Source organism: Roseibium sp. RKSG952 (assembly GCF_009711355.1).
In genome coordinates this window covers 23,304-33,829 of sequence record NZ_SMMF01000921.1, presented here as the reverse complement: position 1 = coordinate 33,829, position 10,526 = coordinate 23,304, and the positions used below count along the sequence as shown (strand labels likewise).

The following is a 10,526-nucleotide window of genomic DNA, read 5'->3' as shown; positions in this document are numbered from 1 at the left end:
TCAGCGCCTTTCTTACGGCAAATTCCGAGGTTTCTTCGATCTTTGTCACCGCTGAGCTGGCAGCCAGCAGGGACAACCCTGCTGACACGAGAAAGATCAGGGCGACGACGAAAAAGTACGGCAGACGCATGGGCGGGTATGAAACTCCTCAACCGGTCGCACGGACTCTTACAGACCCTGGAGCCGAGGTGCAATCAGAGCAACAGGGCGACGCAAAGGAAGATCAGCGGAATGAGGCCGGTATCGCGATTTGAACGGAACAACTGCAAGAGCTTGGCGTTGTCCTCAATGTCCAGACCCCTCAATTGCCAGGCCATGTGCCAGCCCATCGCCCATGGCCCGGCGATGGCAACAAGGATTGCGAGCACCGACGCCCCGGGTACGGCAGCATCGATGATGGCAAGACCCATCAAAGACACGGTCGCGACCAGAAAATACTTCAGCCATTTGGAGGTATCGGTTCCGAACAATCGGGCGGTGGATTTGATGCCCACAAGCTCGTCATCTTCGGCATCCTGATGCGCGTAGATGGTGTCATAGAAGAGGGTCCATGCGATGCCGGACAGGTACAGGAGGATGGCGGGCCAGCCTATCGTGCCCGTATGTGCAGCCCATGCCAGCAAGGCGCCCCAGTTGAAGGCCAGACCCAGAAAGACCTGCGGCCACCAAGTGAATCGCTTTGCGAACGGGTAAATCGTGACAGGCAGGAGAGACAAAACACCCATGGCGATTGCGGCCCGGTTAAAGGTCAGCAGAATCGCCAGGGCCAGCAGGCACTGAAGAACCATCCAGAAAGCCGCCTGCCGAACGCTCACCTGTCCGGACGGGATCGGGCGCGAACGGGTGCGTTCGACCTGACCATCGTAATCGCGATCGGTGATGTCGTTCCATGTACAGCCAGCCCCGCGCATCAGAAACGCTCCTAAGGCGCTGCCGATTGCGATCCACAAATCCTCCCATCGCGCATTGCCGTCGCTGAGTATGGCAAGTGCAAGTCCCCACCAGCAGGGAATCAGCAAAAGCCATGTCCCGATCGGCCGGTCGGCGCGCGACAGGCGCAGATAGGGTCGGGCAAAGGCCGGGGCATGTGTGTCGACCCAGTTACCGGTGACGGCATCGGCGACCTGACCATCTGGTGTTGGGGCATTGCCTTGCATATGTAAGGTCCCATGAGTGCGAAGATCAGGCTGTATGTAGAGCACCCGCTGGGGCAGGGGCAATCGGTTCATTTGACGCGCGAGCAGGCCCATTACCTGTTCGGTGTCATGCGTCTGGCTGTTGGCGCCCATGTCGCCTTGTTCAACGGGCAGGATGGTGAATGGCTGGCCGAGGTCGTTCAGGCCGGAAAACGCGGCGGAGAATTATCCTGTACCGAGCAGTCAAAGCCCCTGCAATTGCCGCCTGATCTGTGGTTGCTTTTTGCGCCGATCAAAAAGGCACGCACGGATTTCATCGTCGAAAAATCGGTCGAGATGGGCGCGGCAAGGATCGTACCGGTCCAGACGGAGTTCACAAATTCAGAACGTGTTCGTCAGGACCGGCTGCAGGCCCACGCGGTTGAAGCCGCTGAGCAATGTGGCGGGACCTTTGTGCCCGAAGTTACGGAATTGCAGCGGCTCGACCGGATGCTCGACGACTGGCCGCAAGACCGTCAGCTGATGTTCTGCGACGAGGCCGAAGTTGGTTCTGCCCTGCGTTTGGCCGAAAACAAGACGGGGCAACCCTGGGCCATCTTGATTGGCCCCGAGGGTGGGTTTTCTGAGAAAGAGCGTAAACGACTTGCAGCGCTCCCATTCGCTCATGTGGTCAGTCTGGGCCCGCGCATTCTGCGCGCAGACACTGCTGCGGTTGCCGCGTTGACCATGTGGCAGCAGGCGTTCGGGGATTGGTCGTGACCTGGCGGTCGGCACAGGAAACGGATGTGCCACGAATTGACGAATTTCTGTCCCGGCACATCCAGACCTCGATGTTTCCATTGGCCAATTTGCGGGATTACGGTCTGCGCGGTTCGGACCGGCGGGCTTTGGATATTTGGATTTTGGGTGACGACCTACGTGCGGTTTTCGCTGTCACCAATGAAGGAATGGTCCTGCCGCAATGTCCTGAATGCTCGGATGAAGAACTGAACGAGGCGATTCGCTTCATCCGTGGGCGCAAGCTGTTTGGATTGGCAGGGGAGGCAACGCAAGCCTGCCGAATTATGCGTCTTGCAGGCTGGAACGACAGACCGGCAACGCTCAATAGCGATGAACCGGGCTTCTCGCTGGATCTGAAGCAAATGGTTGTGCCCAACGCTGCTGGGGCTGAGTTGGTGCCACTTGGGGAGGTTGACACGTCCATAACCGAGGGTTGGCGACAAAGCTATCTGGTCGAAGCAATGGGTTTCGGCGATGAACGTGCAAGAGGGCAGGCAAAAATTGACATTGCAGCCTACATTCACCGCAACTCTCATCGGGTTTTGTTGATGAACGGTCAGCCCGTCGGAATGACCGGGTTCAATGCGCGTTTGCCGGAGGTTGTTCAGGTCGGCGGAGTCTACACGCCGACCCAACTGCGCGGACGAGGATACGCGCGACTGGCATTGGCATTGCATCTGTGTGAGGCCCGAACCAAAGGTGCGACACGCGCGGTGCTCTTCGCCGCTAGCGAAGCAGCCGCGCGTGCCTATATTGCAATAGGGTTCCGGCCAGCAGGCCATTATTCCCTGATTCTGTTCAAAAACCCCGAGGACACGGCATGAGTTTCATCCGACCCGAAGCCAAGATGGCTCTTTGGCGCTGGCGCGAGGTTCTGGCGGCGGGGTTTGTCCTGATCCTCGGTGTCAGCTGGATCAATGGGCCGGGCGGTTTGCTGGGCTGGTTAGGCTGGCTTCTGGTTGCGGTCTCGGCAGCTCTGGCAGTGATTGGTATCCAACGGGCGCGCTTTCGCATGGGCGCAGGCGGGCCGGGTGTGGTCACGGTTGATGAAGGGCAAATCACTTACATGGGTCCGCTGGATGGCGGCATCATCGCAACCGGTGAGATCGAGCGTCTGGCGCTGGACCCAACATCGAACCCGGCGCATTGGGTGTTGGATCAACCGGGCCAGCCGGCGGTTCACATTCCTGTGAATGCCGAAGGTGCCGAAGCCCTGTTCGATGTGTTCTCAAGCCTTCCGGGGCTGAAAACCGAGCAAATGTTGTCGGAACTCAAGGGTGGATCGATTCATCCGGTCGTGATCTGGGAACGACGTCCAATGCGCCCGCCGCATGCGCGGCTGCATTGACACCGGCATCGTTTCCCCCCACCACTGGCCGTTAAGTCAAGACACATCAGGATCGGAGCACGGTTCATGTCCATCCCTCAGTCAGGCGGCGGTCCGATCGAACGCCACGAGCAACTGGCCGAATATCTGGCATCGGGCTGCAAGCCCAAGGAAGAGTGGCGCATTGGCACCGAGCATGAAAAGTTCGGCTATTGCAAGGATACGCTGAAGTCGTTGCCCTATGAGGGTGAACGATCGATTCTTGCGGTGCTTCAGGGCCTGCGTGATCTGCACGGATGGGAGCCGCTGGAAGAAGGCGGCAAGCTGATCGGTCTGCAAAAGGACGGGGCCAATGTCTCGCTTGAACCAGGTGGTCAACTAGAGCTATCCGGCGCCCCGCTTGAGACGATTCACGAAACCTGTGACGAGGTGAACGCGCATCTGCGCGATGTGAAGGATATCGCTGACAAGATCGGGGTCGGTTTCATCGGCCTTGGGGCCGCACCGATCTGGAAGCATGAGGACATGCCGTTGATGCCCAAGGGGCGGTATGTGCTGATGAATGACTACATGGAAAAGGTCGGCACCATGGGCCGCGCAATGATGCGCCGGACCTGTACCGTGCAGGTCAATATCGATTTCGGGTCCGAAGCTGATATGGTGCAAAAGCTGCGCGTTGCGCTGGCATTGCAGCCTGTGGCCACCGCTCTATTTGCCAATTCTCCGTTCTTCGAAGGCAAACCCAACGGTCAGAAAAGCTGGCGCAGCTATATCTGGCGGCATCTGGACGATGCACGTACCGGTATGTTGCCTTTTGTTTTCGAGGAAGGCTTCGGGTTCGAGCGTTGGGTCGAATACGCCCTGGATGTGCCGATGTACTTTGTATACCGCGACGGCAAATATATCGATGCGCTGGGCCAGTCTTTCCGTGACTTCCTGCAGGGCAAGTTGCCCGCGCTGCCGGGTGAGACGCCGACCCTTAGTGATTGGGCCGACCACCTGACCACAGCCTTCCCCGAGGCGCGGATCAAGAAGTTCATGGAAATGCGTGGTGCCGATGGTGGACCGTGGCGTCGATTGTGTGCTTTGCCTGCGTTCTGGGTTGGTCTGACCTACGATCAAGGCGCGCTGGATGCAGCATGGGATCTGGTCAAAGGCTGGGATGCCGAAACGCGAGAGGCGTTGCGGGTCGAAGCTGCCAAGGATGGGTTGCAGGCGAAAGTTGGCGGCATCAGCATGCATGATCTTGCGCGTGAGGTTGTTGCGATCTCTGAGGCCGGTCTTAAATCCCGTGCCCGCCCCGGCGCCGGGGGGCTGGTGCCGGATGAAACGCACTTCTTGAACGCGCTGAAAGACAGCATCGAAACCGGCAAGGTTCCGGCGGATGAGTTGCTGGATCACTACAATGGTGACTGGAACGGTGACCTGACGCGGATTTATCCCGACTTCAGCTATTGATCGCGCCTGTCCCGCTTGCATTCGCGGGGCAGGGCCGATAGCAGGTTCTGGACCAAATTCAGGGGCCAGTTTCGGAAAGCGTCATGGACGATCTTAAGGCAAAATATCTGGGGCAGATCGCCGAAGCGGGCGACGAAAACGCGCTTGAGGCGATCCGCGTCGCCGCTGTCGGCAAAAAGGGCGAGGTTGCGCTGAAGATGCGCGAGTTGGGCAAAATGACGCCCGAAGAGCGTCAGGTTGCAGGCCCCGCGCTGAATGCCCTGAAGGATGAGATTAACTCGGCGCTTTCTGCCAAAAAAGCCGCGCTGGCCGATGCCGCGCTGGATGAGCGTCTGCGCACCGAGTGGCTCGACGTTACACTACCGACCCGGGCACGTCGTCAGGGCTCGATCCACCCGGTCAGCCAGGCGACCGAGGAACTGACCGCGATCTTTGCCGAACTGGGTTTCTCCGTCGCCGAAGGGCCGCGGATCGAAACCGACTGGCACAACTTCGACGCCCTGAACATCCCTGGCCACCACCCCGCGCGGGCCGAGATGGATACGTTCTATATGCACCGCGCCGAGGGCGACAATCGCCCGCCGCACGTGCTGCGCACCCATACTTCGCCCGTCCAGATTCGTTCGATGGAACTGCAGGGCGCGCCGATCCGTGTGATTTGCCCGGGCGGCGTGTATCGCGCCGACTATGATCAGACCCACACGCCGATGTTCCATCAGGTCGAGGGGCTGGCCATCGATAAGGACATCTCGATGGCAAACCTGAAATGGGTTCTGGAGGAATTCGTGAAGGCGTTCTTCGAGGTTGACGACGTCGAACTGCGCTTCCGTGCATCGCACTTTCCCTTCACCGAACCGTCAGCCGAGGTCGATATCCGCTGTTCCTGGGATAACGGTCAGCTAAAGATCGGCGAGGGTGACGACTGGATGGAGATTCTGGGGTCCGGCATGGTCCACCCCAAGGTGATCGCCGCCGGTGGCATCGACCCCGAGATCTATCAGGGCTTTGCCTTTGGCATCGGCATCGACCGTCTGGCGATGCTGAAATACGGCATTCCGGATCTGCGGGCCTTCTTTGATTCCGACCTGCGCTGGCTGCGCCATTACGGGTTCGCGGCGCTGGATATGCCGAACCTGCATGGTGGTTTGAGTCGTTAAGTGTATCAGCTCAGCGCGGTAATGGCTTGGTGCTACAACTGGTGCCTTACTCGCGCTGAAAGCATGCCGCGCTGGCAAGGTTACGTTATTGAGATTTTAGCTGCCTTAGGCTTTATCGCAGTGGCCATACTTGCGCCTAATTGGGTGTTGCTTACCTATTGGGTGATCGTGTGTGGCCCGGTCAGTGTTTTTGGCGCAGCGCATCACAGCGTTTGGAAAAAACGTGACGAAATCTGGCGCGACCAGCAAAATCAATTGCAGAAGACTAAAAAGCTAATCGGCCGCTCCAAGTGAGCTAACCATCGGTTTTGCCTGCGCAAAGCAGGGGCTGAGCAAAATCGGTAAGCCGCGCCCTGGACATCCCTCCGTCTAGTGACGGCGCTGCTTGTTACACCCCCCCCACGAGGTTGTGACGTGACAGGTGGTGTTAGGTAGCTAGGCTCCGGCCAATGATTTATCGTTTGCTCTGCCTGCTTCTGCTCTCCTCTGCTCCGGCCCTTGCAATGGGGCCTTGGAAATCCGATTGCCATGGCGATACCGCCTGTGAGGTCGGTGACCGCTCATACCATGTGCTCGAGCCGGACGGCTGGGACGGCGAAACGCCTCTGCCGGTGTTGCTGCATTTCCACGGCTGGGCGCGGCAGGGTAATGTTGTCGTGAACCATGAACGCATTGCAGGTGCGACGAAGCTGCGGGGTGTGCTACTGGTGGCCCCGAACGGATTGGGCAAAAGCTGGAACTTTTGGTCACCCGAAACCGGGGATGTAGAGTTTGCGAATCGCGTGCTGGAGGACGTTGCGCAACGGTATCCAATTGATCCACGGCGTATTTACGTCTCGGGCTATTCTTTCGGTGGCGCGATGGCATGGCGCTATGTCTGTCAGTCGGGCAACGATACGGCGGCATTGCTCGCCATCGCAGGATCGATCCGCCAGACCGAGGATTGCCCGCAAGCGCCGGCTCAGGTGCGCCATGTGCATGGGACGGATGATACGGTGATGGATTTCCCCTTTGGTCCGGGTGGCGACACCACCTATCCGGTGGCGCTGTGGCGGGAAAAGTATAACTGCAATGGTGCAACCCCGCGCGGCGACTGGAGCGTGAGGCCGTTTCTGACGCTCAGCCGCGTGGAATGGACCGATTGCGCGCAGGGGCAGGTTACGCTGGACACCCATCCGGGTGGCCATTTTATCCCGCATGGCTGGATCGGCTGGCAGTTGGATGAGCTTTTGGGCCGCACCCCCACCTATCCGTGACGCGCAGCGCTTGCACCTTGGTCCAATCTTTGCCATTGCCTGTGCCGACTGGATGTTTGCCAAAAAAGGCCCCGTGCAATGAAATTCACTCTGTCCTGGCTGAAAGACCACCTCGACACAGATGCGTCGGTAGATGAGATTGCCGAGACGCTGACCGATCTCGGGCTTGAGGTCGAAGAGATCGTGAACCCGGCGGACCGGCTGAAGGATTTCACCCTTGGCTATGTGAAACATGCCGAGAAACACCCGGATGCTGACAAGCTGCGCGTCTGCAAGGTTGATACCGATGAGGGTGAGCTGCAGATCATCTGCGGTGCCCCAAATGCGCGCGAAGGGATCACCGTCGTCGTCTGCAAACCGGGCATGTACATCCCCGGTCTGGACCTGACCATCAGCGTCGGCAAGATCCGCGGCGTCGAAAGCTTTGGCATGATGGCTTCGGAACGCGAGCTGGAGCTGTCGGACGAGCATGATGGCATCATCGAGCTGCCCTCGGGCGAGGTTGGGGACAAGTTCATTGACTGGCTAGCCGAGAACGACCCCTCGAAGGTCGATCCGATGATCGAGATTGCGATCACCCCGAACCGTCCCGATGCACTGGGTGTCGAAGGGATTGCCCGCGACCTTGCAGCGCGCGGTATCGGCACACTGAAGCAGCGCGACTATGTGCCTGTGCCGGGTGACTATGAAAGCCCGATCAAGGTGACCATTGATGAAGACACGTTGGACGGCTGCCCGCATTTCACCGGTCGCCTGATCAAGGGCGTCAAGAACGGCCCCAGCCCGCAATGGCTGCAGGATCAGCTAAAGGCAATCGGCCTGCGCCCGATCTCGGCTCTGGTCGATATCACCAACTACATGACCTTCGATCAGAACCGGCCGTTGCACGTGTTTGATGCTGACAAGGTACAGGGCAACCTGCGTGTCCACCGCGCCAAGGGTGGCGAAAAGTTGGTTGCGCTGGATGAGAAGGAATACTCCCTGCAGCCCGGCATGATGGTGATTTCGGACGACAAAGGTCCCGAATCCATCGCTGGTATCATGGGTGGTGAGGAAACCGGCTGTACCGAAGAGACCGTGAACGTCTTCCTCGAAAGCGCGTTCTGGGACCACGTGCAGATCGCGTTGACCGGTCGTGCGTTGAAGATCAACTCGGACGCGCGCTATCGCTTTGAGCGTGGCGTGGATCCTGAGTACACGCTGGAAGGGCTGGAACACGCGACACAGATGATCCTGGATATCTGCGGCGGCGAAGTATCCAAGGTGGTCGAAGCGGGCAAAGCACCGAACCACGCACGGGCCTACAAGCTGGATGCCGAGCGTGTGCAGTCGCTGGTTGGCATGGACATTCCCGAGGCCGAGCAACGTCAAACCCTGACCCGTCTGGGCTTCCGTCTGGAGGGTGAGATGGCTCACGTTCCCAGCTGGCGCCCCGATATCATGGGTGAGGCTGATCTGGTGGAAGAGGTCGCGCGGATTGCGTCGCTAACCAAGTTGCAGGGCAAGCCCTTGCCGCGTGTGACCAATGGCATCCCTAAACCGGTGATGACACCGACTCAACGCCGTCAGTCGATGGCGCGGCGAACCTGTGCGGCGCTGGGGTACAATGAGTGCGTTTCCTACACCTTCATTGATCAGGCCTCTGCCGCTCTGTTCGGTGGCGGGGATGAAGCCACGCAGCTGGAAAACCCGATCTCGTCCGAGATGAGCCATATGCGCCCCGATCTGCTGCCCGGTCTGCTGCAGGCCGCGGCCCGCAATCAGGCGCGTGGATATGCGGACGTGGCGTTGTTCGAGGTCGGGCCTGTCTTCCATGATGGTGAGCCCGGCGACCAAAAAACCCAGATCACCGGCCTGCTGGTTGGTCGCAATGGTCCAAAGGACGTGCACGGTGCGTCACGCCCTGTCGATGTGTTCGACGCCAAGGCGGATGCCGAGGCTGTGCTGGCCGCTATCGGTGCGCCCGCGAAGGTTCAGATCCTGCGTGATGGCGATGCCTGGTGGCATCCGGGCCGTCACGGCAAAATCTGTTTGGGTCCGAAGAAGGTTCTCGGCGTGTTCGGCGAGTTGCACCCGCGCATCCTGCAGGCAATGGACATCAAAGGCCCGGCAATGGCCTTCACCATCTGGCCGGACGAGGTGCCTCTGCCCCGTAAGTCCGGTGCGACCCGTGCCGCGCTGGAATTGCGCGACCTGCAAGCGGTCGAGCGGGACTTTGCCTTTGTAGTCGACGAAGGCGTTGAGGCGCTGACGCTGGTCAATGCAGCTGCTGGTGCCGACAAGGCGTTGATCGAAGACGTCCGCGTCTTTGACGAATTCATTGGTGGCAGCCTGGGTGAAGGCAAGAAATCTCTGGCGATCACCGTGCGTTTGCAGCCCACGGATCAGACGCTGAAGGAAAAAGACATCGAAGCGGTGGCTGAGAAGATCATCGCCAAGGTCACCAAGGCAACTGGCGGTGTCCTGCGCGGATAAAGCCACTGCATATCTTTTCTTAAACGCGCCTTCGGGCGCGTTTTTATTTGGACAGGTAGTCGGCCAGCAGATCAAAGACCAGCCGGATGCGGCGGCTGGTATGTAACTCGCGATGGGTGGTCAGCCAGATCGGGAATTTGATGGGCTCCATTTCGGGCATTACTCGTTCGACGCCGGGTGTTGCATTGCCCACAACCTCAGACATGGGTGCGATGCCAAAACCCTGCTTGGCGTATTCCCAGGCCACGATTCCGTTCTGTGATCCCAACCTAAAGTTCTCATCGCTCAGGTGAATGCCCAGTGGTTTCAGATAGGCGATCATCTGATCCGTATTGCCGAAGCTGATGAATTCATGCTGTGACAAGTCGTGCTTGGATTTAGGGCGCCCCGCGTGGTTCAGATATTTGGTCGTGGCATAGAAATGACCCGAGGCTTCCTGCACCAGTTTGGCGATCAGTTCGGGCTGTTCCGGTCGTACATGACGGATCGCGATATCTGCCTCACGGCGCATCAGGTCCTGAATGTCATTCGAGGCGATCACGTCGATTCTCAGGCGCGGAGCCTGCGCCCGGACTTCGCGCAACAGCTCTGGCAGGAAATAGGCAGACATCACATCGCTGGCGGTGATGCGGACCAGCCCGTCGATGGATTGTGCCTGCCCCGAAGCGGTCAGCGCAATTTGGTTCGCTGCATCACCCATCAACCGGGTATGCTCCAGCAATTCCATTCCGGCCTGTGTGATCTCTAACGCGCGCCCTACACGCTCAAACAGCATTACACCCAGATCTTGCTCGAGCGCTGCGATCTGTCGGCTGAGCGTTGGTTGCGTCTGTCCCAAATTACGGGCGGCTGCAGAAAACGACCCGGTCTCGGCCGTCGCCAGAAAGGCGCGGATGTGATTCCAGTCAAAGTCGCCGAGTTGTTTCATACAAATATG

The 10,526-nt window shown here is 59.0% G+C and carries 10 protein-coding genes; 8 read left to right on the top strand and 2 right to left on the bottom strand.

Annotated features, from left to right (window positions below; genetic code table 11):
• Positions 1-194: 194 nt before the first annotated feature.
• The gene (gene ubiA, locus E1297_RS21570) at positions 195-1,157 is read right to left on the bottom strand and encodes a 4-hydroxybenzoate octaprenyltransferase (RefSeq protein WP_155142120.1); all 963 of its coding nucleotides are present in this window, start codon (positions 1,155-1,157) and stop codon (positions 195-197) included.
• Positions 1,158-1,169: 12 nt separating this feature from the next.
• Between ubiA and E1297_RS21565 the strand changes: the two genes are divergently transcribed.
• The 8 genes from E1297_RS21565 to pheT all read left to right on the top strand — a co-directional run bounded on the left by E1297_RS21565 (position 1,170) and on the right by pheT (position 9,589).
• On the top strand, positions 1,170-1,895 hold the full coding sequence (locus tag E1297_RS21565; protein WP_155142118.1) for a 16S rRNA (uracil(1498)-N(3))-methyltransferase: 726 nt from the start codon (positions 1,170-1,172) through the stop codon (positions 1,893-1,895).
• Positions 1,892-2,740 carry a GNAT family N-acetyltransferase gene (locus E1297_RS51320; RefSeq protein WP_209015915.1) on the top strand — a complete coding sequence of 283 codons (849 nt, stop codon included), beginning with the start codon at positions 1,892-1,894 and terminating at the stop codon, positions 2,738-2,740. The genes E1297_RS21565 and E1297_RS51320 overlap by 4 nt, the downstream gene beginning before the upstream one ends.
• The gene (locus tag E1297_RS21555; protein ID WP_155142116.1) at positions 2,737-3,264 is read left to right on the top strand and encodes a hypothetical protein; all 528 of its coding nucleotides are present in this window, start codon (positions 2,737-2,739) and stop codon (positions 3,262-3,264) included. Before E1297_RS51320 ends, E1297_RS21555 begins: the two co-directional genes overlap by 4 nt.
• A gap of 66 nt (positions 3,265-3,330) precedes the next feature.
• Positions 3,331-4,701, top strand: coding sequence for a glutamate--cysteine ligase (locus tag E1297_RS21550; protein ID WP_155142114.1), 1,371 nt, complete (start codon positions 3,331-3,333; stop codon positions 4,699-4,701).
• Between the two features lie 83 nt (positions 4,702-4,784).
• Positions 4,785-5,858, top strand: coding sequence for a phenylalanine--tRNA ligase subunit alpha (gene pheS, locus E1297_RS21545; RefSeq protein WP_155142112.1), 1,074 nt, complete (start codon positions 4,785-4,787; stop codon positions 5,856-5,858).
• A complete protein-coding gene (locus tag E1297_RS21540; RefSeq protein WP_155142111.1) occupies positions 5,859-6,152 on the top strand; it encodes a hypothetical protein in 294 nt (97 codons plus the stop codon).
• 155 nt (positions 6,153-6,307) lie between these two features.
• Positions 6,308-7,114: a PHB depolymerase family esterase gene (locus E1297_RS21535; RefSeq protein WP_155142109.1), complete on the top strand. Its 807-nt coding sequence runs from the start codon at positions 6,308-6,310 to the stop codon at positions 7,112-7,114.
• Between the two features lie 78 nt (positions 7,115-7,192).
• On the top strand, positions 7,193-9,589 hold the full coding sequence (gene pheT / locus E1297_RS21530; protein ID WP_155142107.1) for a phenylalanine--tRNA ligase subunit beta: 2,397 nt from the start codon (positions 7,193-7,195) through the stop codon (positions 9,587-9,589).
• A 43-nt stretch (positions 9,590-9,632) separates the two neighbouring features.
• Here the strand turns inward: pheT and E1297_RS21525 are convergent.
• On the bottom strand, positions 9,633-10,526 hold an 894-nt coding region (locus E1297_RS21525), incomplete at its 5' end, for a LysR family transcriptional regulator (protein ID WP_368669638.1).

Coding starts and splice junctions, on each gene's coding strand:
- ubiA (WP_155142120.1), bottom strand. CDS start 1,157: ATGCAAGGCAATGCCCCAACACCAGATGGTCAGGTCGCCGATGCCGTC.
- E1297_RS21565 (WP_155142118.1), top strand. CDS start 1,170: ATGAGTGCGAAGATCAGGCTGTATGTAGAGCACCCGCTGGGGCAGGGG.
- E1297_RS21555 (WP_155142116.1), top strand. CDS start 2,737: ATGAGTTTCATCCGACCCGAAGCCAAGATGGCTCTTTGGCGCTGGCGC.
- E1297_RS21550 (WP_155142114.1), top strand. CDS start 3,331: ATGTCCATCCCTCAGTCAGGCGGCGGTCCGATCGAACGCCACGAGCAA.
- pheS (WP_155142112.1), top strand. CDS start 4,785: ATGGACGATCTTAAGGCAAAATATCTGGGGCAGATCGCCGAAGCGGGC.
- E1297_RS21535 (WP_155142109.1), top strand. CDS start 6,308: ATGATTTATCGTTTGCTCTGCCTGCTTCTGCTCTCCTCTGCTCCGGCC.
- pheT (WP_155142107.1), top strand. CDS start 7,193: ATGAAATTCACTCTGTCCTGGCTGAAAGACCACCTCGACACAGATGCG.